This is a genomic window from Streptomyces sp. NPDC001678 (genome assembly GCF_042892945.1).
Classification (GTDB): domain Bacteria; phylum Actinomycetota; class Actinomycetes; order Streptomycetales; family Streptomycetaceae; genus Streptomyces.
The window spans coordinates 1-26,100 of sequence record NZ_JBIAUP010000003.1 but is presented as its reverse complement, the minus strand read 5'-3'; the positions used below and the strand labels follow the sequence as shown (position 1 = coordinate 26,100).

Sequence of the window (26,100 nt, the reverse complement as noted above, 5' to 3'; positions counted from 1 at the left end):
GCTGAAACATGGGAGGGGGGCATGGCCAAGTAGACGTCTGACGGCAGTGACGGCCCGGAAGCTTCAGCGGTGGATCGGTGCGGCGGCGGACTCGTTCCGCGGGGCCCGAGCAATATGCTGCCCACTGTAGGTGCATGAGGGGGAGGGCATGACCACAGAGGCCGAAGTAGTGATCCGTCCGGAGACCAGCAGATTCGATCCGGATGATCAACCCTGGCGCGACCAGGTCGCGGCTTTGCATGCGGCGTTGCGCGAAGAGGCAGGATCGATCGTCCACCGCGGTGTGCCCAGGCCGGGCCACAAGGGTGCCGTCGAGGCAACGGTTCTCGTATTGGGGTCTTCCGGCGGGCTGACCGCCGCCGTGACGTGCTTTCGGGCCTGGTTGGCCCGAGACAAGACCAGAACCTTGACTGTGGTCTGGACCGATGCCGCGGGAGTGGAACGGAGCATCCGGGTCGTTGGCGACAACATCGACCAGACGTCTTTCCAGGCGCTCACCGAGGGTCTCGGGAGTCGATTGGGGGATGACTGATGACGGACGGCCGGCGCTACCGGGGGCTGCTGATCGGCAACGCAACTTACCTCCGCGACCCACACAGCCTCCCGGCCCTTAACGGTCCTCTCGCCGACATCACGCAGTTGAAGCAGGTGTTAACTGACCCACAAGTAGGGCTGTTTAACTCTCCTGACGTCGAAACCCTGCCCGACTACGGTATCCAGGACTTGAGGGAAAAGGTCGACGAGTTCTTTACCACCGCAGCCCGCGGGGACGTGTTGCTGCTCTACTACAGCGGCCATGGCCAACTCGATGAACGTGGCACTCTCTACCTCTGCGCCACGGACACCAGAACCGCTGGCTTGCGCGCCACTGCTCTGAGCGCTATCGAGATCAACAACATCGTCGACGGCTCACCGGCGGCCACCACGGTCATTATTCTCGACTGCTGCTACAGCGGCGCCTTCAAGGGGCTCACTCCTTCAGCTCCTGCCGCAGGCAAAGGCCGCTACGTCCTCACCAGCAGCAGATCCACCCAACTCGCCCGAGCGGCCTCCCATCACGGCCAGACCAGCCTGTTCACTGGCCAACTCGTTCGCGCCTTGCGGAGCGCCCAACCCGGCAAGGATGCAGGGCACCTGACCGTTCTTGAGGTCTATCGACAGGTGCATCATTGGGTAACTGCAGATGCTGTCATCGCTCCACAACTGAAGTTCGCGGGGGAAGGCGACGTGGCCATCGCCCGCCGTCCGGCCTCGTACCGACCCACACGGCCGAGGGTGACTGAGCCACCTAGCACACCAAGCACTGGTTCATCCCCTCAGAAGTCGCCGCCCGCTGGCAGGTCCCCTGTGACTGCCTCGGCCTCCGCATCGGCCATGCAGCGGACACCCCCATCTCTGGCGCAACTGGCCGATCCGCAGACCTGGGAAAGAACCCACGATGGGAAGCTGAAGGATTACGCCAGAGTCGTTGAAGAGAGGTTTGGGAAAAGCGAGTCAAGCAAAGGCAATAAAGCCGTAGCCTGGTTTGGTTCCGTCTTTACGGTTGGCATCATCCTGTGGTCCTGCTGGCTCACATGGCTGTCAGTGGGGAGCGTCGATGGGTGGTTTGACCGGGCATTGGTGACCGCTATGCCCCCCTTGGTGTTCCTCTCGATAGCAGGATTCGATGCCCATTATCGGATTTACGGTATCGATCTCCCTCGGTATCCGTACCTGTTTGTCTCGCTAGTTGTATCTGCCGGCCCGGTAGGCTATATCTTGAATACGATGAGTGGTCGCGGTCTCCTAGATAAGAGTTTCGGTGTCTGTATTATGGGATTGCCTGTCGCCCTCGCGCCGTATCTCTTCCGCGGAACGGTTATGGATGTTTACTTTCCGGAGCTTCATCCGGACATCAAGGAGAAGTTACGTCTGGAGCGTGTCGAGGCTGCTGAATTCCGAATGAAGAAGGCCGAATCTATTCGGCTGGCGGCCAGCATCCGACGCTACTACAGGTTGAAAGGTGAGTCCGAGGAGTAAGCCTGCTTTGATTTGTGGCCTTCCCAGGTCAAATGAGATGCAGGGAAGGCTGCGACCTGGGCGCACGGCAACGCTGCAGGTCAGGGCGTCGGTCTGTATTGGTCTGGGTTGGTGCATCGAGGGACGGATTGCAAAATTCAGTCCTCGCTCGCTCCGTTTCGCTCGCCGAGAGCTGTGGTGCTGGAGAGGGGTTGAAACATGGGTGTGCTTCTCCCAAGAGCTCCCTCGGCGTGCTGTGGCCGTTATGGTGGCAGTGACGCCCGAATGGTTTGGCTTGCCTCGGATTACTCTGTGTCTCACAGGATCGCCATTGGATACCGCCGATTGTTCCTCTCTTTTTCATTTTGCGGGTAGAGGCGTTCGCGTAGATAGGAGGGGATCGGGACGAAGTCGCCGGCGGCGAGAGGCTGGAGTGTGCCGACGAGCTTGCCATCGGGCTCGTCGCTGCGCTGTGGGGGACGGGGGGTATATCGGGTTTTGAGTGCCTCCCTTTTGGCTGCAGCCTGTTCGCGTTCACGCTCTTCTCGTTTTTCGGTCAGCAGTGTCGATGCGCTGATCGATTCTGCATGACGCGCCACGATGGCCTGGGCGGTGTCGAAGGGTAGAGAGGGGAACCATTCGCTTGTCTCGGTGAACGATGGGCTGATCGCTCGTGCCTCCTGGAGGCTTAGTGTCTCCGTGACCCCGTAGTCGAGGTGGACGGGAGAGATCCATACTCTGGTTAGGCGGTCGCCGATGTTCCGGGCATCCCTCCGGAAGTCCGATATTCGTCGTCGGGGGCCGGTTGTACAGCCGATCTTGAGGCGGCGACGTGCGCCCTCGACTTCTACGACGTATACGTACCCTTGTTTCGACTTGCCCGGGTAATTCTGGAATCCGTTCAGGTAGGTTTCGATGGATTCCCAGGCAGGGTCTGTCTTGGGTATGTCGAGCGGGGGCACATGTACCTCGGGGGACTTGCTGATGATCTCGGATAGGGTACGCGGCCCCACTGACAATCGGCCTTGCCGTGTGATGCCCGAGAGTCCGCGCGTCTGCCCCTTGGCTGCACTAGGGGCCGTCCTCGGGTCACACTGTGATCGGGCGCGGGGCGACGGCCGAATTCGACCAGCCGAGTACGGCGAGGCTTGACCCGGCATCGATCCCGCACAACAGTGCAGAGGAATGAGAGCCGGTGCTGTGGAGCACGTGGTCAGTTTTGGTCGGTGGTACGTTCGCTACGCCCCTGGTGCACCTGGCGTCGCGGCCCTCTCGGTGCAGTGGCTGAATCCGCTGCTGCGTGATCACCCTCGCCGGATCGTCACCCGCTCGCGAGTCGGCGTGAGGTTCGCGGTCGACACCCGAGACCTCATCCAGCGCTATGTCTACATGTTCGGCGTGTGGGAGCCCCACATGACGTGCTGGCTCCGTCGTCGCCTCCAGCCCGGGGACACCTTCGTCGACGCCGGCGCCAACATCGGGTACTTCGCACTTCTTGCTGCGAGCTTGGTTGGTGATCAGGGGCGCGTGGTAGCGATTGAGGCCTCGCCAGCCTTTCACCGCGCCCTTCTGCGACAGGCACAGCTCAACGGTTTCACGGCTGTGCGTGCGGTCAACACCGCCATCTCCGACAGGCGAGAGGAGCTGACGTTCACCCTCGCCAGCGCTCGCAACCTGGGGGCGAACAGCGTCGTGCCGTATGACGGGCCGACCGCGTCGACGTTTGCCATTGAGGCCCGGCCGCTTCCAGAGGTGTTGCTCCCCTCGGAGATCAGTTCCGCCCGGGTGATCAAGGTCGATGTCGAAGGCGCTGAGGGGAAGGTCGTTCGGGGCATGGAGCCCATGCTCGACAGGCTCCGAGACGATGTGGAGATCACCGTCGAAGTCACGCCTGAGCGTATGGCGAAGCTGGGCGATTCCTCAGACGAGCTGCTGGCGACCATGGCCAGGCACGGGTTCCACGCCTATCGACTTGCCAACGACTACTCGCCCGAGAGCTACGTGGCAGCCCTGAGCGGGCCGGTCAAGGTCCCCGTTCGCTTACGAGGGCCGGTCGTAGGTGAGAGTGACCTGATCTTCTCCCGGGTGGATGCCGAGACGCTCCCCTGAACGTGGCTCGGCCCGGCTCCTCCAGGGGGAGCCGGGCCGAAGCGTGCGAGGAGGGCCTCCCTTCCTTCAGGGCGTCTTCACCAGCGGATCTTTTCGAGTTTGCCGCCGGCACACGCAGGACACGGGACCTGGTACGTCCAGCGGCACGTCTTGCACCCCTCGAATCCGCAGCAGTCCGGGCACCAGATCACGGTGTGCCCGGCGCAGTAGCCGCAACACTGGTCCGGTGTCCGCGAGGGCCGTATCCGACCTCCGGTTCGGCCGGTCATTCTGGCGCCTTGGCGGTCTCGTCACCCCTGACTGTGGCCTCGTTTCCATCGCTCGGCTCGTCGCCGCCCGTCGGGGGCATGGGTGCTCCCCGGCCTTCCGCGACCCTCAGAACTTCTTCCAGGGATTCGACCGCGCGTGTCAGTGCGAACATCAGCGCGAGACGGTCCGAAGCAGGTTCGTCCAGCACCGCTCGTGCGCCTGCCAATACCTCGACGCCCGCCTTGACTTGCTCCGCTTCGACGGAGTCAGCGATTTGAGCGACCTTGCCGGCGGCGGGCTCGGCCGCGCTGAGGAAGCACGGGTTTCCCTCGGGCGTGTTCCAGGGCAGTCGGCGAAGTGGCGAGTCTCCGGGAATCGCGGCGGGGGTTTCGTGGAAGAAGACGGCCTCAGTGTCGTGACCGCGGAGAGTCAGCAGCGCCACAGCCACGACGCGCGCCTTTCGATCGAGCAAAGTGCGCTCGATAGCGGTCACAGGTACCGTTCGCGCGATGCGGAGGATTGCTGCTTCATCGGCGTTCGGGAGTCGGGCGACGAGACGGTCAGCCGTCGTCGCCACCTCCACGCCGGCCTCCGAAAGCAGGGCCGGGACGTCATTGCCCCAGGGCGACGGACTGTCCGCCGGGGCGTTGAGCCGTGCTACAGCGTGGGGCACGTACACGCGGGTCAGCGCCTGTGGTGAAGCCTCCCGAACGCTCAGGTAGACGTACTCGGCCAGAGCCGCGCCCGGGCGTACGTCCAGGAGTTCTGCGAGGGGCTTGGGTGCCTTCACCTCGCGCGCTTGGACGTGGACTTGCAAGGACTCCTCGACGGCCGAGTGGCCGGTCTGTCCTTGAACGTACGAGAGCCGTCGAGAAAGCCGGCGGACGTAGTTGCCCTTGCCGTGGCGCTTCTCCACCAACCCGTCAGCCTCAAGCAGGATGAGCGCGCTCCTGAGCGTAGGGGTGCTGACTTGGTAGAGATCAGCCAGGCTCGCCTCGGCCGGTAGCCGCTGGCCCTGCTGGAACTCACCGGCCTCGATCAGCTTCCGCAGATCGTCAGCGATTTTCACGAACGAGTTGGCCATCAGTGGGCCTCCCTAACGATCAGGTGCGGGCAGGAGGCCTCTCGCCGTTGCGCCAACTGGCGCCATTGGACGACTCGTTCCTCGTCGGTCAGTACGTACGGGCGGACGAGGGCGTTCTCCTCGGCGCGGAGTACCTCGGGGTCGTGCGCGTTCTGGCGGGGGAGGCGCCAAGTGGACGCCGCGGGCGCGGCCGCAGGCATCTCGACGGGGCTCTGTAACGGTGCGCCTCGGCGATGACGCCCGGGCGGGGGAACGAATTGCCGTCTGGCCCAAGCCATGACGCGGCGGATAGTCTCGACCATGCTCGTCAGCTCCCTAAAGCTGATGGCCACGCCCCCGGACAGTGCTCTGTCGCGGGGGTTTCTCTGTTGATGGCGGCCCAAGCGGTGCTGCCGCTCTCCTTCACGACCAGCCCGAACCAGTCAGCGGTCTCCATCACCGCGAGAAGCTCCCGCCACGACTCGGCGGAGACCGGGCTCGGGACCTCTGTCTCGATGTGGGCGTGGTCGTTTCGGTACGTCACGCGCGGGGTGAACCCTGCGGCTGAGAGGCGAGCCGCCATGCGCTCGGTTCGGGCATTGCGTGTGGGCACAAGGCGTCCTCCGTCGCCACGGGATCACAGCGCGTAAAGCTAGTTAACTAGGATAGAGGCTAGTGGACTAGATTTTCCATATGCCTGAGCAGCCGCCCTACCTCCGCGTCGCTGACCTGCTGAGACAGCGCATCGTCAGCCAGGAATGGCGACCGGGTGATCGGCTGCCGTCGCGTACGCAACTCGCTCGGGAGAGTGGTGGCGTGGGCGAGAACGTGGTCCGCCGGGCGCAGGAACTCTTGATCTCTCAGGGGATCCTGGAGGGGCGCGCCGGCTCCGGGACGTATGTGGCGGAGCCGCGTGAACGCCTGCGCGTGGTCCGCTCTCAGGCGCGCGAGGACCGCGGGGAGCCGCCGTTCCGCGCGGACATGTCCGCGCTCGGCAAGCGTGGGACGTGGGAGAGCAGTACCGAGGCGAAGGTCCCCGCTCCGGGCCCCATCGCCGCGCGCCTTGGCATTTCAGAAGGGGATCTGTGCGTACGGACCGCGTACGAGTTCTTGGCTGACGGTAAGCCGGTGCAGATCTCAACCAGTTGGGAGCCCTACGCTCTCACGAGCGGCACGCTGGTGGTGCTCCCCGAGGGTGGACCTCACGCGGGCAAGGGCGTTGTGGGCCGCATGGCCGAGATTGGCATCACCGTGACTCACGCGGTGGAGCAGCCCGAGCCCGGACATGCGACCGCCGAGGAGGCGAACCTCCTCGGCGTACAGCGAGGCGCGCTGGTCATGCGCATTGAACGGACGTACTACAGCGACGACGGGCGTCCGGTCGAGACGGCGGACATCGTCGTGTCCGCCGCCCGCTGCGCGATCGTCTACGAAGTGCCCGTCAGCTCGTAGCCGGGTACCGCCAGCCGGAGTCGGCCAGGGCCTGGGCCCGGGCTTCGACGACGGCCATGCGCGCGTCGCGCTCGGCCGAGTCCGTGTGAGCCGCCTGCCCGGTCGCCTGTCCGGGCCACTTGCGGTAGAGGAGACCCACCTCGCGGGTGAAGTACCCGCGGCTGACTGCGTCGAGGGCGAGCAGGAGTCCCGTGTCCTCCGACGCGGGGAGCGCCATCCAGCCGCCCAGGGCGAGCAGCAGGTCGCGGCGGACGAAGAGGGTCGCCGGGTGGACCTGAGCGCGGTAGCTGTGCGCCCGCCAGTGTTCGAGGACGGCTCCGCGCTCGACGGGGCCGTCCTCCGGGTCCTGGTCGAAGCCGACGAGCGAGCCGTCCGGCATCAGGTCAAGAACCCGGGAAGTGGTCCACCCGAGGCTGCTGTCCTGCTCCAGAACCGCGAGGTCCCGGGCAAGGGCGCCCTCGGGGAGCTGGTCATCGGCGTCCAGGATCTTCACGTACTGGCCGTCTGCGTGAGCGAGCGCCATGGTCCTGGCGACACCGGGGCCACCGGGCCGGCCCTGCAGGAACGTCACCCGCTCGTCGTCGGGGACGTGCGGTGCCACGTCCTCGCTTTTCCCGTCTTCCTGGATCACCCAGTGCCACTCCCAGCCATCAGGGAGTTTCTGCGCGCAGAGCGACCGATAGGCATCGGGCAGGTGGTGAGCGGACGGTCCGTGCACTGCGGTGACGATGATGATGCGCCGCTGCACGGCACTCACCACCTTTCCAGGGAAGTGGTGAAGGTCATTTCCGTGCGATCGCCGGGCAGGGCGATGTCGGAGAGCTCCACAACGCGGCCATTGGTGTCGTACGAGGTCTTCCGCAAGAGGATCAACGCAGTGCCGTGCGGCAGCTCCAGCTCCTCCGCTTCCTCCGGCGTCGGCGGGCGGGCCGTGACCCGCTCCTCGATCCGGTCCAGCTCGATCCCGAGGGTGAAGAGCTGGTTCTGCGTGCCCCCTGGCCACGGCTCATTGGCAGCGTCCAGGAGCGCCGGGTTCTCCGCGACCATGTCGCGGACGAGGTAGGAGGTCACCAGGGCGAACGGGGCGCGCTCGGCGGCGTATCGCGTCCGGTAGGTGCGCTCGACCATTGCCGTACCTTCCGGTACCCCGAAGGCTTCCGCGATGTCCTTGGACGCCTTGGTCTCCTGGTACGCGGCGTGGAAGACGAGGTCGTTCACCGTCAGGCCGGTGTCGTGTTCGGTGGCACCGGTCGCGGCGCGCCGTTGCTCCGGCTCGCGTGCACGGTCCTTCTCCCACTGGTGCCGCAGGTTCGTGCGCAGCACCGCGGTACGGGCCTGGCGGACGAACGTGCCGCGGCCGTGCTGCTTCTCGATGAGCCCCTCGTCCCGCAGGAGGCGTAGGGCCTCTCGGATGGTCGGGACGCTGCGGCCGTACTGGTCGGCGAGGGACGTCTCTGCGGGGAGACGTTCGCCAGGGGGAAGCTGACCTGCGCGGATCTGTTCCCGGATGTCGTCGGCGATCCGCTCGTACGCCTTAGCCATGGTGCTCACCGTCCTGTTGCCCGACGGCCCTCAGCATACGACTCCTAAAGAGGACTTGACGAGTTGGTGTGGCGCCCGCCATAGTCTTCGCAACTCCTAAAGAGGACTTGAAGACAAGACCTCTTTAGGAGTTCTGGCGCCCGGAGAGCTCCGCGAGGAGCACGAAGGAAGCGTCGGTTCCTTGAGAACTGAAGAGAGCGCCTTGAGAACGAGTGCTTTTGATCTCCGGCGTCGCCGGCCCGGTGGGCAGCGACGTCGGAGGTGACGACCACTCGTCCATGAACGAGAGGTCTTGCCGAACCTCACTCGGCAGCGGGTGCCCGCTGCCGCTCATGCCTCGATCCCAGAGGGGGGAACATGAAACTCGCCATCGGCGACGTCGTCCGAGCCTGTGACGACAAGGCCCTTGGAACCGTGGCCGGGGTCGTCGGCCGCGGCCGCGAGAAGCTCGTCATGATTCACGGATACGGCGGCATGCGCCGCTTCACCGAGCCCGGCGGGCTTGAGCTCGTCGCTCGGCACACCGCGCCGATGACGACGGGGCGCCAGGCCGTGGCCCTCATCGCCCTCGGGCTCGCCCTGTTCGCCGCGTACATCGGTTGCCACTCGGCCCGTGACCTCGGGGCCAGTTGGCTGCTCAGCTTTCTGGCCGGGTTCGGCGGGTATGGAGCGGTGATGACCGCGTACCAGTGGTGGTTCCGCCTCACCGGGCCGCGACGCTTCCGCGTCTGAGTCGGCCTTCGGCCAGCAGAAGACGGCTCTCGCGGGCCTGACCCCGCCGCGTGTGGCGGAACGGCCCCGAACACCCGCTAATCCGAAGGAGGTGTCGTTGAGTCCGGCGGAACCCGCGGACGAAATCACCCTGGTTGACCAACCCGGCGGACCGCCGGAACCCGGTCTGAGAGACCGGGCACAGAGAGCGAAGCGCCGACCGGTACTCCCGGCGTGGGCGAAGTCCCGTCAAGAACTGCGAGCTGCCGGCAAGGGCGTTGCTGTCTACGCGTGGCATGTTGCCGCGTATCACGCCGTTCGAACACCCTGGTACGCCCTCCGTCTCACACTCCAAGCGCCGCAGGGCGCCGCCCGTGTCGTCGGCGGAACACTGCGGTGGGCCGTCGATGCCGAAGGCGAGCCTTTCCGGCGGGCCGCTGCGGCCCATGAGGATGTGGGCGAGTACCTGAAGTTGTCCCGGCAGCGAGATCGTCGTGTCCGGTGGCGTTCGGCTGTCGGTGTCGTGGCTCTGGTCGGAGGGCTTGCTTCGGCTCTGAGCTTGTACGTCCTCGCGTCGACGTGGTTCCTCACGTTGGCCGGGTTCACGGTCGCCCTGGGTCTGGGCTGGCTGGGCCAGCCGGCCGACGCTCCGGTCATTCACCGGGCTGTCGAGATCCCGAAGGCGCAACGGCTCACCAGTGACATCGTCCTGCGCGCCCTCGGCGCACTGGGCATCGCCGCCATCAGCCAGGCGCAGAGCAAAGGTGGGCCGGGTTTCACGTTCACGGCGCCCATCACGCGAGACGGCGCCGGCTGGCGGGCCGAGGGGGATCTTCCGTACGGCGTGACCGTCACGGATGTGATCGACAAGCGGGACAAGCTCGCCTCCGGACTGCGGCGGCCACTGGGGTGCGTCTGGCCGGAGGCGGTGCCGGACGAGCACACCGGACGGCTGGTGCTGTGGGTCGGCGATCACGACATGTCGAAGTCCAAGAAGCCTGCTTGGCCGCTGTTCAAGGACGGGTCCGTCGACCTGTTCAAGCCGGCACCGTACGGCACCGATCAGCGCGGCCGCTGGGTGCACGTGACCCTGATGTACATCTCGGGGATCATCGGCGCCATCCCGCGCATGGGCAAGACGTTTCTACTCCGCCTGCTCCTGCTGACCGCGGCCCTGGACGCGCGCGCAGAACTGCACGTCTACGACCTCAAGGGCACCGGCGACCTCGGCCCGCTGGAGCGGGTGGCACACAGCTACCGGGCCGGCGACGACGAGGAGGACATCCAGTACGCCCTGCGCGACCTCCGCGCCCTGCGGGCAGAGCTGCGCCGCCGGGCCAAGGTCGTCCGCAACCTGCCCCGGGACATATGCCCGGAGTCCAAGGTCACCAGCGAACTGGCCGACAAGAAGAACCTTGGCCTGCACCCGATCGTCGTCGGTGCGGACGAGTGCCAGGTCTGGTTCGAGCACCCCGAGCACGGCAAAGAGTTCGAAGAGATCTGCACCGACCTGACGAAGCGCGGACCTGCCCTCGGAATCACGCTGCTGCTCGCCACGCAGCGTCCGGACGCCAAGTCCCTGCCGACCGGTATCAGCGCGAACGCGTCCAACCGCTGGTGCCTCAAGGTCATGGGGCAGACGGAGAACGACATGGTCCTTGGCACGTCCGCGTACAAACGCGGGGTGCGGGCGACCATGTTCGCCTGGCGCGACAAGGGCATCCACTACTTCGTCGGCGAAGGCGCCGATGCCCGCATCGTCGTCGCCACGTACATTGACGCCCCCACAGCCGACGTGATCTCGCTCCGGGCCTACAAGCTGCGGAAGGCGGCCGGCACCCTCTCGGGACACGCCCTCGGAGAAGAGCCGGATACCGAGACGCAGTCGTTCGATCTTCTGCGGGATGTCGCCACCGTCATCCCAGCCGCCGAGCCGAAAGCCTGGAGCGAGACCGTTGTCGCCCGGCTGGCGGAGCTCCGGCCGGACGCGTACGCCGGCTGGGCCCCCGAACAACTGACGTCCGCACTGAAGCCGTACGGCATCCGCACCACGCAGATGTGGGGCAAGACCGAGGACGGCAAGGGCGCCAACCGGCGCGGCATCAAACGCGACGACGTCCTCAGAGCGATCGCGGAACGTGACGAGCCTTCCGCCGCCGCATAGCTCCCATCGCAGCTAGGCCTAGCGGGACGCCCCGCTAGGCCTAGCACCCCCGCTAGCAGGCCAAAGCCCATCTGACCTGCCTGCTAGCGCCTAGCGCCGCTTCGTCGGCATCTCCCTGACGCTGCCCTGAGAGGGGTTCTCGTGCATTCCCTGCTCAACGCTATGCCCGGACTGATATTCGTCACCCTCTGCTACGCCGTTCTCTGCGCCGTGAGCCCGTTCGGGGCCTGCCGCAAGTGCGACGGCTGGGGCTTCGCCGTCTGGCAGGGCCGGAAGGGCCGGATCGTACGCGGCCGTGAGTGCCGCCGCTGCGAGGGACACGGGATGCGTCTCCGCCTCGGCCGCCGCCTCTACAACGCGGTCGTCCACCTCCACCGCGACGGCAACCGCTGACCTCTCCGAAGGAGACCCTCATGTCCTTCTCGATCTCCGCGCTTGCCCTCTTCGGGCTCCTCCTGGCCATGCTCATCCGCTCGAAGTCGGTCGGTATCGGAGCCGCGCTCGTCGCCGTGCTCTTCGGCTACTACCTCAGCAAGACCGGAGCGTCCCAGCCCGTCGACGCGGTCATGTCCGCCATCGCCGGGGCCATCCCGAGCCTCAACAACTGATCCGGCCCGAATGCCGGATCACGAGCGCCAACGCACGTCCGTCCTCTCCGACTCCCGCCCCGAAGGGACCCCTCCCATGTCCGGACAGACCACGTCCACGCGCCAGCACATCTCCCTGATGGCCTCCGGCGAGCTCAGGGACGCGCTCACCGCCATCGAAGAAGGCAAGGGCCCCGCGGCCGTCGCCGCGCTCATGGCCATCGATCCCGTCTCGTGGGAGGCGATCGAGGAGCGCCTCGCCGTCCTCGTGGGCAGCGACCTCCGCTCGCTGCTCTTGAAGACGGCCGGCGAGTGCGACCGGCAGGCCGCGTTCGTCGACTGACGCTTCCCTCGCTCTGTTCGAGTCCCGCCACCGCCAAAGCATCGAGGAGAAGCAATGACGAACCACGCCCGCAGCGTCGACGCCGCCGCATACGTAGACGCCCCGAGCATCATCCAGGAGATCTGCTGGGTGGCGAAGCAGGGCGCCGACGGCCCTGGCAAGGTCATGCGAAGCCGTGCCTTCTGGGTCCGCAAGGCCGCCCTCTTCGACCGCATCGCGATCAAGGAGGCGGCCATGTACGTGCCCGAGGTCGCCGCTGACGTGGTCGAAGCCGCCGCCCTCGTCGCACGGCAGCTCGTGTCGTTCGACGTGGAATACAACGGGCTGAGCCTCCGAGGATCGGAGCTCATCACCGACGACGACTGCCGCGAGTACGTCCGCCAGGAGTACCGCAAATGGCGGCGTGCCCAGCGCGTTTGAAGTGTCCGGGGCAGCGGCCCTCCGGTCAAAGACGCCCGCTGCCCCGGCCTCCCCATCCCTTCCAGGAAGCAGGAGGTCCCACCAGGATGCCCTACAACCCCCAACGCCCGCTGCCCCGGGGTGCCCTGAGCGCGGTTGAAGGCGCTCGGAGCACTGAGGCTGTGGCGTTGCCTCACCTCTACCGCCCTGCGGAGATCGCCGAGGCTCTCGGCTGCTCCGAGTGGTGGGTCAAGGAGCAGGCCAGGCGTCGCCGGATCCCGTTCACGCGCGTGGGCGGGTCGTACCGGTTTACGGCGGCGCACTTTGTCGAGCTGGTCGCCGCCTTCGAAGAGCGTCCGCTCCGGGGGCTCGAAGGGCTGCCGCAGGTGTCGGCCACGCTCCCCGTCCGTCAGGACGAGACGGTGCCCAAAGTCCAGCTCCGGTCCAAGCCCCCGCGTAGGGCCAACCGCTCTCGCTCCGCGCAAGCCGCTGCGTAAGAAGGGGGGCAACTGCAGTGGGGTATGCGGAGAAGGCGAAGAGGGGCTATTACCGCGGCCGATACAGGACCGGCTCTGGTGATCTGGCCACCGTGCAGAACGGAAATGGTCGAACAATCCGCTTCAGGACGAAGCGCGAGGCTGAGAAAGCCGCGAACGACATGGAGGCCCGCGTCAGGGAGCAGGACGCTGTCGCTGCCATCGCGGCTCCGCCGCCGACTCAGCCCGCAGTCGAGGTGTCCACGGTTGCTGAGACTGCACCATTGACCTTCGGCGAGTACGTGAACCAGTGGTACAGCGAGCAGGACCTCGCCCCGTCGACGATGCAGAACTACAGGCGGCACATCGAGGAACACCTTCTTCCTGAGTTCGGGGACAAGACGTTCGACGAGATCAGCCGACAGAACGTCGAGGCATGGGCGCGGAAAGAGCGGTCGCTGTACGCGGCCAGCAGCGTGAAGACGTGGCGTGGGACGCTGCACCTCATCCTTGGCGACGCCGTCGATGAAGAGCTCATCGGATCCAACCCGGCCGCGCGACGCCGCGGTCGTGGCAGGCGTGCGGGGCGGTCGCGTGATCGTGCTCCAGAGAAGGTGACGACCGACGCCCTCGGCATTCTGCTCATCGGCGAACGAGCATCCATCCTGTCCGGTCGGGATGACGAGTTCGTCGGGACGGTCACCAAGGGCTACACGGGAGTGCGGTGGGGCGAGCTCGTCGGCCTGGAGAAGGAATACTGGCGGACGAACAGCGTCCGGATTGAATGGCAGTTGTACGAGCTGGACACGGGAGAGCTGGACCGCTGCCCGCCCAAGGATGACTCGTACCGAACCATCGATAATCCGCGGTTCCTGTCGTCCTTGGTGAACGACCACATCATTCGCACGGACCCGAAGCCCTGCGAGTGCCACGGACGCACCTACATCTTCCGCGGCTACGGGGCGCCCAACGGCGCGTCCCGCCGATGCGGCGTGAAGCTGGTCGACGTCGCTCGTCGCGCCGACGTCTCCACCGGCACGGTGTCGAACGTGCTGAACCGTCCCGGAGCCGTGAAGGAGGAGACGCGGCTCAGAGTCCAGGCAGCCATCGCGGAGCTCGGCTACGTCCGCGCTGGCGTGCCTGCGGATCACGCGGCTCACTGGCGGAGGTCGGGGTTCGCCACCTGGCTGTTTCAGCCGGCTGTCACCGGCTGGTATCCGAAGAAGGCCCCGCAGGAGGCGCGTCCGGTGCCGCTGCTGGCGGAGCCGTGGCCGGGGGTGCCGGCGCGGGGGAGGAACACCTCCGACCGGGCTGAGGCGTGCTGGGTGCCGATCGCGAAGGGGCTGACCCCGCATGGGCTCCGGCACACCAACAAGAAGATCATGAGGCTTCTCCGGACGCCTCCGAAGTTGATGGACGAGCGTCTCGGTCACCTGGACGGTTCGGTACAGGCTCGGTACGACCACATCGATCCGGCGATGCGACGGGAGCTGATGGTGGGGCTCACCGGGATCTGGGAAGCGGCGCTGGAGATGCGGCGGGCGATGTGTCCTACGTCACCTGTCCGGGCCCTCGATGCGCTGCTGAGGGGTCGCCGGTAGCGGGATCCCGGGGATTCCGCTTTCCAAGATCCACTCCTCGTTTGCTCCTCGTCTGCTCCTCGCAGTCCTTGCGGCGTTCCAGCAAACGACTCAGGCCCGGTCTTCTCTGCGAGAAGACCGGGCCTGAGCTGGTTATTCACCTGTCGGGGTGGCGGGATTTGAACCCACGACCTCTTCGTCCCGAACGAAGCGCGCTGCCAAGCTGCGCTACACCCCGATGTGCGACCGTTTCCCGTTTTTCCCGGGCTCCGGAGCAACGAGGACTACTTTAGCCGACTGGAGCCTGTAGGTGAAATCCGGTTCCCGAGGACCCGCACGTGGGGGCGTACGCGGTCGAGGAGGACGAGGGCGAGGGCCAGGCCGTAGAAGGCCAGACCGAAGACGACGGTGTTGCCGAGGATGCCGGTGTAGCCGTGGAGATCGACGTCCAGGAAGGGGTACGGGTAGCGGCCGTCCGTGCCCGGGTCGAGGAGGGCGCCGCGGATCAGGGCGAAGGGGAGGTAGAGGAAGGGGTAGACCAGCCACTGGCCGGCGTGGCGGAGGAGGAAGCCGCCGGGGGCGGTGAGGACGAGCCAGTCGAGGGCGGCCGCGAGGGGGGTCGCGGTGTGGAGGAGGTGGTTGGCGATCGATTCCAGGGGCGTGCGCTCGCTGGTCATGGCGAAGCCGCTGGAGTCGTTCGACAGCACGAAGTGGAAGACGAGACCCGTGATGGAGATGTAGAGCAGCGCGCCGCCCGTGATCCGCGGGGAGAGGGCCGGGCGTCCGGTCCAGGCGCGGTGGGCGGACCAGGCGCAGACGATCGCCAGCAGGATGTTGGACTGGATCGTGAAGTAGCTGAAGAGCCGGCTGAGGTCGTCGGACTCGATCGTGTCCAGGGCGATGCCGGTGAGTGCCGCCAGGGCGGTGAGCGCGCGGAAGGCCGCCGCGACGGGGCGGCGGTCCGCCGGGGCCGCCGCGGACGCCGGAACGGCCTCCGTATCGGGCAGGCCGGTCCGCGCGGTGGTGGGGGATGTCGGGTCGGTCATCCCCCCACCGTACGTGTGGGCCCGGAACGCCCCCCGGTCAGTCGCGGGGGACGAGGGTGAGCAGCGTGGCCTCGGGCGGGCAGGCGAAGCGGACCGGGGTGTAGCGGTTGGTGCCGCAGCCCGCGGAGACGTGGAGGTACGACTGGTGGCCGCCCGCGCGGTGGGTGGACAGGCCCTTCACCCGCTCGGGGTCGATGTCGCAGTTGGTGACCAGCGCGCCGTAGAAGGGGATGCACAGCTGGCCGCCGTGGGTGTGCCCGGCGAGGATCAGCGGGTAGCGGTCGGCCGTGAAGGCGTCCAGGACGCGCAGGTACGGGGCGTGGACGACGCCCATCGAGAAGTCGGCGCCCTCCTCCGGGCCGCCGGCCACCCGGTCGTAGCGGTCGCGCTTGATGTGCGGGTCGTCGAGGCCGGTGAGGGCGATCTCCATCCCGTCGATCTTGAGGGAGCCCCGGGTGTTGGTGAGGTTGAGCCAGCCCGCCGCGTCGAAGGCGTCGCGCAGCTCCTCCCAGGGGTTGTGGATCGCGCCGACGACCGGGGCGTTGCCGTTGAGGCCGTGCCGCCCGGTGGTCCGCTCGAGGAGGTAGCGGGCGGGGTTGCGCAGCTTCGGGCCGTAGTAGTCGTTGGAGCCGAAGACGTACGCGCCGGGGAAGCTCATCAGCGGGCCGAGCGCGTCGAGGGTCTCGGGCACGCCCTGCGGGTCGGAGAGGTTGTCCCCGGTGTTGATCACGAAGTCGGGGCGCAGCCCGGCGAGCGACTGGAGCCAGCGCTGCTTCTTGCGCTGGCCGCCGACCATGTGGATGTCGGACACCTGGAGCACCCGCAGCGGCCGCATGCCCTGCGGCAGGACGGGGACGGTGACCCGTCGCAGCCGGAAGGAACGGACTTCGAAGCCGGCGGCGTAGGCGAGGCCCGCCGCGCCGATCGCCGTGATTCCCAGGGGTACTCCGTATCGCGCACGCATGTCGTCCATCGTCGCAGACGGCCGGGGGTGTGCCCGCCACGGTCCCGGGCGGGCAAGGGAGTTCATGGGAGTTCGTGGGAGTTCATAAGGGGGCCTATAAGGGGGCCATAAGGGAGTTCATGAGAGAACTCAAAAGGGAGTTAACGTCGCACAGTCGGTCGGTCCGGTCGGTCCGGTGGTGGCGTGTCGTCCGAGCCGGAGGCCGTCCGGCGGTTAATGCGGGGCGCCTGAGCGGGTGGGATGCGAAGATTGCGGCATGACCACGCTGAAGTCCAAGCTCCACGACGACCTCACGGCCGCCATCAAGGCGCGCGACGAGCTGACCGCCTCCACGCTCCGTCTCACCCTGTCCGCCGTCGCCTACGAGGAGACCTCCGGCAAGGTGGCCCGTGAGCTCTCCGACGACGAGGTGCTGAAGGTCATCGTGCGCGAGGCGAAGAAGCGCCGCGAGGCCGCCGAGGCCTTCGACAAGGGCGGACGGGCCGACTCCGCCGAGCGTGAGCGCGCCGAGGGCGAGGTGCTCGCCGGCTACCTGCCGCAGCAGCTGTCGGACGAGGAGCTCACCGCGATCGTCGCGGACGCCGTGGCCGAGGCGAAGGCGGCCGGCGCCGAGGGGCCGAAGGCCATGGGCGCCGTGATGAAGATCGTGAAGCCGAAGGTGGGGGACCGCGCCGAGGGCGGCCGCGTGGCCGCCGCGGTGAAGAGCCTGCTCGTCGGCTGATCCGGGCCGCGTACGTACAAGGGGGCGCCCCGACCGTCACGGTCGGGGCGCCCCCTTGTCGCGTCCGTCTCTCTAGCTCTCTACAGCTCTCTCTACCGCTGCTGCTCGTCCCCCGGGCCGCCGATCACGCCCTGGACCACCCCACCGGGTGCCGTCGGCGTGTCCGGCTTGCCGCCGCCGGTGGTGTCGCCGGGCTGACCGCCCGGCTGGGCACCCGGCTCGGTGCCGGGCTTGCCGCCCGCGCCCGGCTTCCCGCCACCGGGCTTGCCGTTCGTGCCCGGCTTGCGGCCGCCGTGGCCGTTGCCGCGCTTGTCGTCACCGCCGGAGCCGGTGCCGGTGCCGGTGCCCTTGTCGGTGCCCGGCATCGGGACGGTGCCGAAGGTCGGCGCGTCCTTGCCCTCGAGCGCGCCCGTCATGGCGTCGCGCCAGATGGGGCCGGGGGTGTCGGCGCCGTAGACCTTGTCGTGGTAGACGCCGCCGATGGTGATGTTCTCCATCTCGACGCCCTTGGCGCCGGGGCCGCCGACCCACACGGCGCCGGCCATGTTCGGGGTGTAGCCGACGAACCAGGCCGCCCGGCGCTCGTCCGTCGTACCCGTCTTGCCCGCGCTGTCCCGGCCGCTGAGGCCGGCCTCCTTGCCGGTGCCGTCCTCGACCACTCCCTGGAGCAGGGTGTTGACGGTGTCGGCGGTCTGCTCGGACATCGCCCGCGAGCACTTCGTCTTGGGGACCCGCAGGTTCTTGCCGTCGGGGCCGGTGGCCGACTCGACGATGACGGGGGTGCAGTACGTGCCGTGGTTGGCGAACGTCGCGTAGGCGGAGGCCATGGTGAGGGGGGAGAGGCCCTCGGTGCCGAGCGCGATCGACGGCACCTGCTCGAACTTGCCGCCGCCGGCGGGCTTGATGCCCAGCTTGTCCGCCATCTTGATCACCGGGCAGACGCCGGTGTCCTCGATCATCTGGATGAAGTAGGTGTTGACCGATTTAGCGGTCGCCTCCTTCATCCCGTACGGGCCGACCTCGCTGCGGTTCTCGTTCTGGACCATCTCGCCGCCGCTGTTCTTCCACGTCTTGCCGCACGTCTCCACCTCGTCCGGATACGGCATCCGGAACGGCGAGGAGTACGTCTTGTACGGCGACACGCCCTGCTCGAGCGCGGCCGCCGCGAGGATCGGCTTGAACGTCGAGCCGACCTGGAAGCCGTAGTTCGAGCCGCCCATGGCCTTGTCGGCGGAGAGGTTGATCTGCGTCATGTGGTCGCCGAAGCCGTAAGGACGCGACTGGCCCATGCCGAGGATCTTGCCCGTGCCGGGCTGGACGATCGACACGGCGGTGGCCACCGAGTCGCTCTGGTAGACGTGATCGGTGATCGACTTCTGCACGGACTTCTGCGTCTGCGGGTCGAGGGTGGTGCGGATGACCAGACCGCCCTCGTTCCAGCGCTTGGCCCGGGCCTCCTTCGTCTTGCCGAAGACCGGGTCGTTGAGGAAGGTCTCGCGGACGTAGTCGCAGAAGAAGCCCGCGCCGTTGACGGCGGTGATGCAGCCGCTCTTGGGCCGGCTGACCTTCAGTTCGAGCGGCTTGGCCTGCTCGGCGGCCGCCTGGGCCGGGGTGATGTGCTTCAGCTCGGCCATGCGCGCCAGCACGGTGTTCCGCCGCTTGGTCGCCTCCTTGGGGGCGTAGACCGGGTCGTAGCGGCTGGGCGACTGGACGACGCCGGCCAGCAGCGCGGACTCGCCCAGGGTGAGGTCCTTGGCGTGCTTGCTGAAGTAGCGCTGGGAGGCGGCCTCGACCCCGTAGGCCTGCTGACCGAAGAAAGTGATGTTCAGATAGTTGTTGAGGATGCGGTCCTTGCCGAGTTCCTTCTCGACCTGGATGGCGAACTTCAGCTCCTTGACCTTGCGGCCGATCGTCTGCTGCGTGGCCACGGCGACCTTCTCGGGGTCGTCGCCCGCCTCCTCGACGAAGACGTTCTTGACGTACTGCTGGGTGAGGGTCGAGGCACCCTCGGAGACGCCGCCGGACTGGGCGTTCTTGTTGGCCGCCCGGAGCACGCCCTTGAGGTCGATCGCGCCGTGCTGGTAGTAGCGCGCGTCCTCGATGTCGACGAGCGCCTGGCGCATGTAGGGCGAGATGTCGTTCAGCGGCACCACCGTGCGGTCGCGGGAGTAGACCTTGGCTATCTCGCCGCCCTCGGCGTCGAGGATGGTGGTGCGCTGGCTGAGCGGCGGCGTCTTGAGGTTGGCGGGGATCTCGTCGAACCCCTCGACCGTGCCCTTGGCCACCAGGCCGAAAGCGCCGATGCCCGGTAGGGCCAGACCTGCCAGCACCACTCCCGAAAGGACGCTGACACTGAGGAACTTCGCGGCCTGTCGGGCCCTGGAGGGGCCCTCGTCCGAGCGCTTCATAGCCATGGGGGGAAGCCTACGTTCTCATTCGGCGGACAGACGCAGGTGTGTTCGCCTACGCTGTTTCACGCCAGTCACGGCGATGCTCCCCCGCATCACCTGCACTCTCACTCTTGTGAGTGATGAGAGGTGTCTGTATTGCCGCCTACGTCCCTCGTTGTCCGTCGAGGGGTGGGTGGATCGCCCCTCTATGGAGGGAATGGTCCGTGATGTCGTCGGGTCACTCCGTTGGGTGATCTGCCGCATACGCATAGTCCGTTCGGGCCATTCAAGATTGGGCCCGAAGGGGGTGTTGCCCCCTGTCCGCCTTCCGTAACGTCCTCAACTGGCAACGGTGAATATGCCGCTGCCGCCGTGGGGGAGCCTCGATTCGGGAGAGGACGGCGCCAGCATGGGCTGGGTAACCGACTGGAGTGCGCAGGCCGCCTGCCGCACGACCGATCCGGATGAACTATTCGTTCAGGGCGCAGCGCAGAACAGGGCGAAGGCGGTCTGCACCGGCTGCCCGGTGCGCACCGAGTGCCTGGCCGACGCGCTGGACAACCGCGTCGAGTTCGGCGTCTGGGGAGGCATGACGGAGCGCGAGCGGCGGGCCCTGCTGCGGCGCCGCCCCACGGTCACGTCGTGGCGCAGGCTCCTGGAGACCGCTCGCACGGAGTACGAGCGGGGCGCCGGCATCCTGCCGCTGGGCGAGCCGGAGTACGACGAGTACGCGGCTGTCGGCTAGCGGGCGGCGGGCGGACGCACCGCTGTAGGCCGGTAGCCGGTAGGCCAGCAGCCCACGGGCCGGCCAGGATGCCTGGCGGGTGCCCCCATGCCCACCGCGTACGACGGTGGCGGTACGACGCCCGGGTGGGCGCGGCCGCCCGTGTGCGGTACGGCCTTCGACGCGCCCGCGCCCCCGCGTTTGCATTGCCTCGGCTACTGCCTCAGCTGCTGCCTCAGCGCGATACGGACGCGCCCTCTTCGGCGCCCTCGACGCCCTCGGCGTTCTCCACGGCACCGGCATCCTCCGCGCCGCCGTCCGTCTGATCGCTCGTCTGATCGTCCGTCTGGTTCGCGAGGCGGTCGCCGATCGCCCGTAGCCCCGCCAGGTCGTGCACATCGCCGGGCAGCGCGGCGACCTCCGCCACCGGGACCTCCGGGTGCAGCGCGGTGAAGCGGTCGCGGGTACGCCGCTCGCGCGCGAGCACCTGCATCCGCTCGGCGTGCAGCCGCAGCAGCCCGGCGGCGATCCGCGCCGGGGATGCCACGGACGACGCCGACGACATGGACGACATGACGGAACCCGTGCCCGTAGAGGCATCCGGATCCGTGGAGGAAGCCGTGGCCGCGTCGGCATCCGCGGCGGGGTCGGCTTCCCCAGCGGGTCGCGCCTCCGACGCGGAGGTCGTCGGCGCTGAGGCGGCCACCGAGGCGGTCGCTCCTGCGGACGCGGCGGGCTGGGGGAAGCCGCTCTCGGGAGAGGACGTGTCCGTGGGAGTGAGGGTGCCAGGGTCGCCGGCGTTACGTGAGCCAGCCTGCCCGCTGCCACGATCCACAATGCCGTCGCCGTCAAGATTTTCTGCGTATTCCGGAGCCCCTCCCGAGGGTCCTCCCGCCTGGCCGCCGGTGGCGTCCGCCGCTCCGGCCGTCGTCCCGCCCGTCGTCCCGTCCGCCGTTCCGTTCGCGAGGGCCTCCGCCGCGGCGAGGGCGCGCTCCGCCGAGAGCCCCGCCGCACCGCTGCCGTGCACCCGGTTCAGCACCAGCCCGGCCAGCGGCATCCGCTCCGCCGCCAGCCGCTCGACGAAGTAGGCGGCCTCCCGCAGCGCGTCCCGTTCGGGCGCGGCGACGACCAGGAAGGCCGTACCCGGAGCCTGGAGCAGCCGGTAGGTGGCATCGGCACGGGTACGGAATCCGCCGAACATGGTGTCCATCGCGGCGACGAAGGTCTGTACGTCCCGCAGGAGTTGGGCACCCATCAGTTTGTTCAGGGGTCCGCTCATCACCGACATGCCCACGCCCAGGAACTTCATCCCGGCCCGGCCGCCGATCTTCGCCGGTGCCATCAGCACCTTGATGAACTTGCCGTCCAGGAACGAGCCCAGCCGGCCCGGCGCGTCCAGGAAGTCCAGCGCCGAACGGCTCGGCGGGGTGTCGACGACGATGAGGTCCCACTCGTCCCGGGCGCGGAGCTGGCCGAGCTTCTCCATGGCCATGTACTCCTGCGTGCCCGCGAAACCGGCCGACAGGGACTGGTAGAAGGGGTTCTCCAGGATCGCCCGCGCGCGCTCCCCGTCGGCGTGCGCCTCGACTATCTCGTCGAAGGTCCGCTTCATGTCGAGCATCATGGCGTGCAGTTCACCGCCGGCGGAGCCGTCGATCCCGGCCACCCGGCGGGGGACGTTGTCGAGCGCGTCGATCCCCATCGACTGCGCCAGCCGGCGGGCCGGGTCGATGGTGAGGACGACGACCCTCCGGCCGCGCTCGGCCGCGCGCAGGCCCAGGGCCGCCGCGGTCGTGGTCTTGCCGACGCCCCCGGAGCCGCAGCACACCACGATGCGGGTGCGCGGGTCGTCCAGGATCGGGTCTATGCCGAGCGGCTCCGCCGCCGGTTCCACACTCACCCGCTGACTCCCTGTCGCTCGCTCGCCTCTCCCCGCGCGAACTGCTTCCTCAGCTCGCGCGCCATGCGGTACAGCCCCGCCAGGTCCACCCCGTCGCCGAGCAGCTCGAGTTCGTACGTGGGCAGGCCCAGCCGCGCCACGTCCGCACGCCCCCGGTGCTCGAGGGCCAGCCGCTCGGTGTGCTCGCGCGCCTGCCGCAACAGCGGGTCGACGAGCGGTTCGGCGAGCCCCGCGCGCCGTGCGCCACCGGAGCCCGTGCGCTCCAAGGCGTGCGCGAGGGCGCGTGCGACCTCCGGGCGCCTGCCGTTGGCGGCGGCCTCCACGGCCGCCTCGTCGAGGATCTCGGGCCGCACCATGTTGATCACCACGCCGCCGACCGGCAGCCCAGCCGCCCGCAGCTCCGCGATGCCGTCCGCGGTCTCCTGGACCGGCATCTCCTCCAGCAGTGTCACGAAGTGCACCGCCGTCTCCGGGGACTTGAGGACGCGCATCACGGCCTGCGCCTGATTGTGGATCGGCCCGATCCGGGCCAGCCCGGCGACCTCGTCGTTGACGTTGAGGAAGCGCGTGACCCGCCCGGTGGGCGGCGCGTCCATGACCACGTAGTCGTAGACGAACCGGCCCGTGCGGTCCTTCCGGCGCACCGCCTCGCACGCCTTGCCGGTGAGCAGGACGTCCCGCAGGCCCGGAGCGATGGTCGTCGCGAAGTCGATCGCGCCGATCTTCTTCAGTGCCCGGCCGGCGCTGCCGAGCTTGTAGAACATCTGGAGGTAGTCCAGGAGCGCCCGTTCGGCGTCGATGGCGAGCGCGTACACCTCGCCCCCGCCCGGCGCGACGGCGATCTTCCGTTCCTCGTAGGGCAGCGCCTCCGCCTCGAAGAGCTGTGCGATGCCCTGTCTGCCTTCGACCTCTACCAGCAGCGCCCGCTTCCCCTCGGCCGCGAGGGCGAGTGCGAGGGCCGCGGCCACCGTGGTCTTCCCGGTACCGCCCTTGCCGCTGACGACATGGAGCCTGCTCATGATGCGGAGCCTAACCAGTCGCCGCGCGGGCTACGCACGAGGCCGTCGGTATCAGGCATTACAGTCGGGCCCATGACCAAGAAGTGGGAATACGCCACCGTGCCGCTGCTCGTGCACGCGACCAAGCAGATTCTGGACACCTGGGGCGAGGACGGCTGGGAGCTGGTCCAGGTCGTGCCGGGGCCGAACAACCCCGAGCAGCTCGTGGCCTACCTCAAGCGGGAGAAGGCGTGAGCACGGTCGAGGCCCGGATCGCCGAGCTCGGGCTGACCCTGCCCGACGTCGTGCCGCCGCTGGCCACGTACCAGCCGGCCGTGCGCAGCGGCTCCTACGTCCACACCGCCGGCCAGCTGCCGATGGTCGACGGGGCCATCCCCGTGACCGGCAAGGTCGGTGCCGAGGTCAGCCCCGAGCAGGCCAAGGAGCTGGCGGCGCGCTGCGCGCTCAACGGCCTGGCCGCCGTGAAGTCCGTCATCGGCGACCTGGACAAGATCGTCCGCGTGGTCAAGGTGGTCGGCTTCGTGGCCTCCGCGCCGGACTTCACCGGCCAGCCGGGCGTCCTCAACGGCGCCAGCGAGCTGCTGGGCGAGATCCTGGGCGAGAAGGGCGTGCACGCCCGTTCGGCCGTGGGCGTGGCGGTGCTGCCGCTGGACGCCCCCGTCGAGGTCGAGTTCCTCGTCGAGGTCCGGGGCTGAGCCGAGTCCGGGGCTGAGCCGAGTCCGGGACTGGGTCGAGGTCCGGGGCTGATCGCCCCTCTCGAACATCCGGGCGTGAGCGCATAGCATCCGGCCATGTCGACTTCGAACGGCCAGTGGTACCCGCCGGAGTGGCCGGACCGGATCAGAGCGCTCACCCGGGGCGAGCTCCGGCCCGTGGCGCCGCGCCGTGCCGCCACCGTCCTGTTGCTGCGCGCCCGGGAGGGCGGGCTCGCCGTTCACATGCTGCGCCGACGCGCCTCCATGGCTTTCGCCGGAGGCGCGTACGCGTATCCGGGGGGCTCCGTCGACCCGCGTGACGAGCGCGACGTGCCCTGGGCCGGTCCGGCCCCCGAGGAGTGGGCCCGGCGGCTGGGGACCGACGCCGCCGGGGCACAGGCGATCGTCTGCGCCGCCGTCCGGGAGACCTTCGAGGAGGCGGGCGTGCTGCTGGCCGGCCCCGCCCCGGACACGGTCGTCGCGGACACCACGGGGGAGGACTGGGAGGCCGAACGGGCGGCGCTGGTCAGCCGTGAGTTGTCGTTCGCCGAGTTCCTCGAACGGCGTGGCCTGGTCCTGCGCAGCGATCTGCTCGGGGCGTGGGCGCGCTGGATCACCCCGGAGTTCGAGCGGCGCCGCTACGACACGTGGTTCTTCGTCGCCGCGCTCCCCGAAGGGCAGCGCACCCGCAACGCCTCCACGGAGGCCGACCGCGTCGTCTGGACCGCCCCCGCCGATGCGGCGGCGGGCTACGACCGGGGCGAGCTGATGATGATGCCGCCGACCATTTCCACGCTGCGCTCGCTGGGCCCCTACGGCACCGTCGACGAGGTGCTGGCGGCCTCGGGTGACCGGGATCTCACGCCCGTACTGGCGCGGGCGCGGCTCGTCGGGGAAGAGATCGTGCTGAGCTGGCCGGGCCACGACGAGTTCACCAAACACGTCGCCGCCAAACATGACACCGGGCACATCGTCCCTGGATCTTCGGGAGCCGACGCATGACGCACACGACCGATCTGCCCGGACGGCCGCGCCCCGGCGCCATCGGCGGCCCCGCGACCGCCCGGGCGACCTGCGTGCTCGCGCCCAACCCGTCCGCGATGACGCTGGACGGCACCAACACATGGATCCTGGCCGAGCCCGGTTCGGACCTGGCCGTCGTGGTCGACCCGGGTCCGGCGGACGAGGCCCATCTGCGGAGGGTCGTCGAGGTGGCCGGGGCGGCGGGGCTGCGCGTCGCCCTGACGCTGCTGACGCACGGCCACGCCGACCACTCCGGCGGCGCGGCCCGGTTCGCGGAGCTGACGGGCACCAAGGTGCGGGCCCTGGACCCGGCGCTGCGGCTGGGCGGCGAGGGGCTCGGCGTGGGCGACGTCATCACGACGGGCGGGCTGGAGCTGCATGTGATCTCCACGCCCGGCCACACGGCCGACTCCCTCTGCTTCCATCTGCCGGCGGACGACGCCGTCCTCACGGGTGACACGGTGCTGGGCCGGGGCACGACGATCGTGGCGCACCCCGACGGCCGGCTCGGCGACTACCTCGACTCGCTGCGGCGGCTGCGCTCGCTCGCGGTCGACGAGGGTGTGCGGACGGCGCTGCCGGGGCACGGCCCGGTCCTGGACGACACCCAGGGCGTCGTCGAGTACTACCTCGCGCACCGGGCCAAGCGGCTGGCTCAGGTGGAGACGGCCGTCGAGAACGGTCACCGCACGGCGGAGGAGGTCGTCGCGGCCGTCTACGCGGACGTCGACCGTGCGCTGTGGCCGGCGGCCGAGCTCTCGGTGCGGGCGCAGCTGGACTACCTGGACGAGCACGGGCTGATCTGACGGGGGTCCGGAAAACAGCGAGGCGGGGGGCCGGGGGGGGGGCGCGGGGCGCCCCCCACCCCCCCCCCCCCCCCCCCCCGGCCGCCGGGCGCCCGGGGGGGGGCCCCCCCGCCCGCCCGCTAACCGCGCGCGGGCCCCC

The 26,100-nt window shown here is 68.6% G+C and carries 27 protein-coding genes and 1 tRNA gene; 18 read left to right on the top strand and 10 right to left on the bottom strand.

Going from position 1 to position 26,100, the window contains the following annotated elements; translation table 11 throughout:
* Positions 1-148: 148 nt before the first annotated feature.
* Together ACFYZR_RS06865 and ACFYZR_RS06860 are read left to right on the top strand one after the other, a co-directional pair.
* Positions 149-532, top strand: a complete 384-nt coding sequence (locus ACFYZR_RS06865) for a hypothetical protein (protein WP_391906147.1) — start codon at positions 149-151, stop codon at positions 530-532.
* Positions 532-2,019, top strand: coding sequence for a caspase domain-containing protein (locus ACFYZR_RS06860; RefSeq protein ID WP_391906144.1), 1,488 nt, complete (start codon positions 532-534; stop codon positions 2,017-2,019). The genes ACFYZR_RS06865 and ACFYZR_RS06860 overlap by 1 nt, the downstream gene beginning before the upstream one ends.
* A 296-nt stretch (positions 2,020-2,315) precedes the next feature.
* Here ACFYZR_RS06860 and ACFYZR_RS06855 read toward each other — a convergent pair whose 3' ends face one another.
* Complete coding sequence (locus ACFYZR_RS06855) at positions 2,316-2,960, bottom strand: GIY-YIG nuclease family protein (RefSeq protein WP_391906141.1); 645 nt, start codon at positions 2,958-2,960, stop codon at positions 2,316-2,318.
* A 223-nt stretch (positions 2,961-3,183) separates the two neighbouring features.
* On the opposite strand from ACFYZR_RS06855, the gene ACFYZR_RS06850 reads away from it, so the two are divergent.
* Positions 3,184-4,107, top strand: coding sequence for an FkbM family methyltransferase (locus tag ACFYZR_RS06850; protein WP_391906138.1), 924 nt, complete (start codon positions 3,184-3,186; stop codon positions 4,105-4,107).
* Positions 4,108-4,372: 265 nt separating this feature from the next.
* Here ACFYZR_RS06850 and ACFYZR_RS06845 read toward each other — a convergent pair whose 3' ends face one another.
* Entirely contained in the window at positions 4,373-5,440 is a 1,068-nt protein-coding gene (locus tag ACFYZR_RS06845) for a GntR family transcriptional regulator (RefSeq protein ID WP_391906135.1), read from the bottom strand.
* 672 nt (positions 5,441-6,112) lie between these two features.
* Here ACFYZR_RS06845 and ACFYZR_RS06840 point away from each other — a divergent pair.
* Positions 6,113-6,871: a GntR family transcriptional regulator gene (locus ACFYZR_RS06840; protein WP_391906132.1), complete on the top strand. Its 759-nt coding sequence runs from the start codon at positions 6,113-6,115 to the stop codon at positions 6,869-6,871.
* On the opposite strand, the gene ACFYZR_RS06835 is transcribed toward ACFYZR_RS06840, so the two are convergent.
* A complete protein-coding gene (locus ACFYZR_RS06835) occupies positions 6,861-7,619 on the bottom strand; it encodes a glycosyltransferase family 2 protein (protein ID WP_391906129.1) in 759 nt (252 codons plus the stop codon). The genes ACFYZR_RS06840 and ACFYZR_RS06835 overlap by 11 nt on opposite strands.
* Positions 7,620-7,624: 5 nt before the next feature.
* Complete coding sequence (locus ACFYZR_RS06830; protein ID WP_391906127.1) at positions 7,625-8,413, bottom strand: GntR family transcriptional regulator; 789 nt, start codon at positions 8,411-8,413, stop codon at positions 7,625-7,627.
* A gap of 357 nt (positions 8,414-8,770) precedes the next feature.
* On the opposite strand from ACFYZR_RS06830, the gene ACFYZR_RS06825 reads away from it, so the two are divergent.
* The 8 genes from ACFYZR_RS06825 (at position 8,771) to ACFYZR_RS06790 (ending at position 14,694) form a co-directional block, all read left to right on the top strand.
* Positions 8,771-9,145, top strand: a complete 375-nt coding sequence (locus tag ACFYZR_RS06825; protein ID WP_391906123.1) for a hypothetical protein — start codon at positions 8,771-8,773, stop codon at positions 9,143-9,145.
* A gap of 91 nt (positions 9,146-9,236) precedes the next feature.
* Positions 9,237-11,288 (top strand): cell division protein FtsK, encoded by a 2,052-nt coding sequence (locus ACFYZR_RS06820; RefSeq protein WP_391906121.1) that lies wholly within the window; start codon positions 9,237-9,239, stop codon positions 11,286-11,288.
* A 162-nt stretch (positions 11,289-11,450) separates the two neighbouring features.
* Positions 11,451-11,681, top strand: a complete 231-nt coding sequence (locus ACFYZR_RS06815) for a hypothetical protein (protein WP_391906118.1) — start codon at positions 11,451-11,453, stop codon at positions 11,679-11,681.
* Positions 11,682-11,701: 20 nt separating this feature from the next.
* Positions 11,702-11,896: a hypothetical protein gene (locus tag ACFYZR_RS06810; RefSeq protein ID WP_229348337.1), complete on the top strand. Its 195-nt coding sequence runs from the start codon at positions 11,702-11,704 to the stop codon at positions 11,894-11,896.
* A 76-nt stretch (positions 11,897-11,972) separates the two neighbouring features.
* On the top strand, positions 11,973-12,218 hold the full coding sequence (locus ACFYZR_RS06805; protein WP_391906114.1) for a hypothetical protein: 246 nt from the start codon (positions 11,973-11,975) through the stop codon (positions 12,216-12,218).
* Between the two features lie 54 nt (positions 12,219-12,272).
* A complete protein-coding gene (locus ACFYZR_RS06800) occupies positions 12,273-12,638 on the top strand; it encodes a hypothetical protein (RefSeq protein WP_391906111.1) in 366 nt (121 codons plus the stop codon).
* Positions 12,614-13,114: a helix-turn-helix domain-containing protein gene (locus ACFYZR_RS06795; protein WP_391906108.1), complete on the top strand. Its 501-nt coding sequence runs from the start codon at positions 12,614-12,616 to the stop codon at positions 13,112-13,114. The genes ACFYZR_RS06800 and ACFYZR_RS06795 overlap by 25 nt, the downstream gene beginning before the upstream one ends.
* A gap of 17 nt (positions 13,115-13,131) precedes the next feature.
* On the top strand, positions 13,132-14,694 hold the full coding sequence (locus ACFYZR_RS06790) for a LacI family DNA-binding transcriptional regulator (protein ID WP_391906105.1): 1,563 nt from the start codon (positions 13,132-13,134) through the stop codon (positions 14,692-14,694).
* Between the two features lie 143 nt (positions 14,695-14,837).
* Here ACFYZR_RS06790 and ACFYZR_RS06785 read toward each other — a convergent pair.
* The 3 genes from ACFYZR_RS06785 to ACFYZR_RS06775 all read right to left on the bottom strand — a co-directional run bounded on the left by ACFYZR_RS06785 (position 14,838) and on the right by ACFYZR_RS06775 (position 16,683).
* Positions 14,838-14,911: transfer RNA gene (locus ACFYZR_RS06785), tRNA-Pro, on the bottom strand.
* 46 nt (positions 14,912-14,957) lie between these two features.
* A complete protein-coding gene (locus ACFYZR_RS06780; RefSeq protein ID WP_391906102.1) occupies positions 14,958-15,719 on the bottom strand; it encodes a Pr6Pr family membrane protein in 762 nt (253 codons plus the stop codon).
* Positions 15,720-15,756: 37 nt separating this feature from the next.
* Positions 15,757-16,683, bottom strand: coding sequence for a metallophosphoesterase (locus tag ACFYZR_RS06775; RefSeq protein ID WP_391906099.1), 927 nt, complete (start codon positions 16,681-16,683; stop codon positions 15,757-15,759).
* A 256-nt stretch (positions 16,684-16,939) separates the two neighbouring features.
* On the opposite strand from ACFYZR_RS06775, the gene ACFYZR_RS06770 reads away from it, so the two are divergent.
* Positions 16,940-17,404, top strand: coding sequence for a GatB/YqeY domain-containing protein (locus ACFYZR_RS06770; RefSeq protein ID WP_391906096.1), 465 nt, complete (start codon positions 16,940-16,942; stop codon positions 17,402-17,404).
* A gap of 92 nt (positions 17,405-17,496) precedes the next feature.
* Here ACFYZR_RS06770 and ACFYZR_RS06765 read toward each other — a convergent pair whose 3' ends face one another.
* Complete coding sequence (locus tag ACFYZR_RS06765) at positions 17,497-19,818, bottom strand: transglycosylase domain-containing protein (RefSeq protein ID WP_391906093.1); 2,322 nt, start codon at positions 19,816-19,818, stop codon at positions 17,497-17,499.
* 385 nt (positions 19,819-20,203) lie between these two features.
* Between ACFYZR_RS06765 and ACFYZR_RS06760 the strand changes: the two genes are divergently transcribed.
* Entirely contained in the window at positions 20,204-20,539 is a 336-nt protein-coding gene (locus tag ACFYZR_RS06760) for a WhiB family transcriptional regulator (protein WP_189455966.1), read from the top strand.
* Between the two features lie 214 nt (positions 20,540-20,753).
* Here ACFYZR_RS06760 and ACFYZR_RS06755 read toward each other — a convergent pair whose 3' ends face one another.
* Both ACFYZR_RS06755 and ACFYZR_RS06750 read right to left on the bottom strand, forming a co-directional pair.
* On the bottom strand, positions 20,754-22,418 hold the full coding sequence (locus ACFYZR_RS06755; RefSeq protein WP_391906090.1) for an ArsA family ATPase: 1,665 nt from the start codon (positions 22,416-22,418) through the stop codon (positions 20,754-20,756).
* Positions 22,415-23,437 carry an ArsA family ATPase gene (locus ACFYZR_RS06750; RefSeq protein WP_391906087.1) on the bottom strand — a complete coding sequence of 341 codons (1,023 nt, stop codon included), beginning with the start codon at positions 23,435-23,437 and terminating at the stop codon, positions 22,415-22,417. Before ACFYZR_RS06750 ends, ACFYZR_RS06755 begins: the two co-directional genes overlap by 4 nt.
* 72 nt (positions 23,438-23,509) lie before the next feature.
* Here ACFYZR_RS06750 and ACFYZR_RS06745 point away from each other — a divergent pair, with 72 nt between their 5' ends.
* The 4 genes from ACFYZR_RS06745 to ACFYZR_RS06730 all read left to right on the top strand — a co-directional run bounded on the left by ACFYZR_RS06745 (position 23,510) and on the right by ACFYZR_RS06730 (position 25,961).
* Positions 23,510-23,671 carry a DUF4177 domain-containing protein gene (locus tag ACFYZR_RS06745; RefSeq protein ID WP_232031662.1) on the top strand — a complete coding sequence of 54 codons (162 nt, stop codon included), beginning with the start codon at positions 23,510-23,512 and terminating at the stop codon, positions 23,669-23,671.
* Positions 23,668-24,132: a RidA family protein gene (locus tag ACFYZR_RS06740; RefSeq protein WP_391906084.1), complete on the top strand. Its 465-nt coding sequence runs from the start codon at positions 23,668-23,670 to the stop codon at positions 24,130-24,132. The genes ACFYZR_RS06745 and ACFYZR_RS06740 overlap by 4 nt, the downstream gene beginning before the upstream one ends.
* Before the next feature lie 96 nt (positions 24,133-24,228).
* Positions 24,229-25,134 carry an NUDIX hydrolase gene (locus ACFYZR_RS06735; RefSeq protein WP_391906082.1) on the top strand — a complete coding sequence of 302 codons (906 nt, stop codon included), beginning with the start codon at positions 24,229-24,231 and terminating at the stop codon, positions 25,132-25,134.
* Positions 25,131-25,961 (top strand): MBL fold metallo-hydrolase, encoded by an 831-nt coding sequence (locus ACFYZR_RS06730; RefSeq protein WP_391906079.1) that lies wholly within the window; start codon positions 25,131-25,133, stop codon positions 25,959-25,961. The genes ACFYZR_RS06735 and ACFYZR_RS06730 overlap by 4 nt, the downstream gene beginning before the upstream one ends.
* Positions 25,962-26,100: the final 139 nt, after the last annotated feature.

Bases quoted from the DNA above. Each gene is read 5' to 3' on its own strand.
- ACFYZR_RS06810 (WP_229348337.1), top strand. From the start codon at position 11,702: ATGTCCTTCTCGATCTCCGCGCTTGCCCTCTTCGGGCTCCTCCTGGCC.
- ACFYZR_RS06750 (WP_391906087.1), bottom strand. From the start codon at position 23,437: ATGAGCAGGCTCCATGTCGTCAGCGGCAAGGGCGGTACCGGGAAGACC.
- ACFYZR_RS06825 (WP_391906123.1), top strand. From the start codon at position 8,771: ATGAAACTCGCCATCGGCGACGTCGTCCGAGCCTGTGACGACAAGGCC.
- ACFYZR_RS06805 (WP_391906114.1), top strand. From the start codon at position 11,973: ATGTCCGGACAGACCACGTCCACGCGCCAGCACATCTCCCTGATGGCC.
- ACFYZR_RS06775 (WP_391906099.1), bottom strand. From the start codon at position 16,683: ATGCGTGCGCGATACGGAGTACCCCTGGGAATCACGGCGATCGGCGCG.
- ACFYZR_RS06840 (WP_391906132.1), top strand. From the start codon at position 6,113: ATGCCTGAGCAGCCGCCCTACCTCCGCGTCGCTGACCTGCTGAGACAG.
- ACFYZR_RS06850 (WP_391906138.1), top strand. From the start codon at position 3,184: ATGAGAGCCGGTGCTGTGGAGCACGTGGTCAGTTTTGGTCGGTGGTAC.
- ACFYZR_RS06745 (WP_232031662.1), top strand. From the start codon at position 23,510: ATGACCAAGAAGTGGGAATACGCCACCGTGCCGCTGCTCGTGCACGCG.
- ACFYZR_RS06770 (WP_391906096.1), top strand. From the start codon at position 16,940: ATGACCACGCTGAAGTCCAAGCTCCACGACGACCTCACGGCCGCCATC.
- ACFYZR_RS06735 (WP_391906082.1), top strand. From the start codon at position 24,229: ATGTCGACTTCGAACGGCCAGTGGTACCCGCCGGAGTGGCCGGACCGG.
- ACFYZR_RS06815 (WP_391906118.1), top strand. From the start codon at position 11,451: ATGCCCGGACTGATATTCGTCACCCTCTGCTACGCCGTTCTCTGCGCC.
- ACFYZR_RS06765 (WP_391906093.1), bottom strand. From the start codon at position 19,818: ATGGCTATGAAGCGCTCGGACGAGGGCCCCTCCAGGGCCCGACAGGCC.
- ACFYZR_RS06865 (WP_391906147.1), top strand. From the start codon at position 149: ATGACCACAGAGGCCGAAGTAGTGATCCGTCCGGAGACCAGCAGATTC.
- ACFYZR_RS06800 (WP_391906111.1), top strand. From the start codon at position 12,273: ATGACGAACCACGCCCGCAGCGTCGACGCCGCCGCATACGTAGACGCC.
- ACFYZR_RS06730 (WP_391906079.1), top strand. From the start codon at position 25,131: ATGACGCACACGACCGATCTGCCCGGACGGCCGCGCCCCGGCGCCATC.
- ACFYZR_RS06860 (WP_391906144.1), top strand. From the start codon at position 532: ATGACGGACGGCCGGCGCTACCGGGGGCTGCTGATCGGCAACGCAACT.
- ACFYZR_RS06795 (WP_391906108.1), top strand. From the start codon at position 12,614: ATGGCGGCGTGCCCAGCGCGTTTGAAGTGTCCGGGGCAGCGGCCCTCC.
- ACFYZR_RS06845 (WP_391906135.1), bottom strand. From the start codon at position 5,440: ATGGCCAACTCGTTCGTGAAAATCGCTGACGATCTGCGGAAGCTGATC.
- ACFYZR_RS06780 (WP_391906102.1), bottom strand. From the start codon at position 15,719: ATGACCGACCCGACATCCCCCACCACCGCGCGGACCGGCCTGCCCGAT.
- ACFYZR_RS06760 (WP_189455966.1), top strand. From the start codon at position 20,204: ATGGGCTGGGTAACCGACTGGAGTGCGCAGGCCGCCTGCCGCACGACC.
- ACFYZR_RS06830 (WP_391906127.1), bottom strand. From the start codon at position 8,413: ATGGCTAAGGCGTACGAGCGGATCGCCGACGACATCCGGGAACAGATC.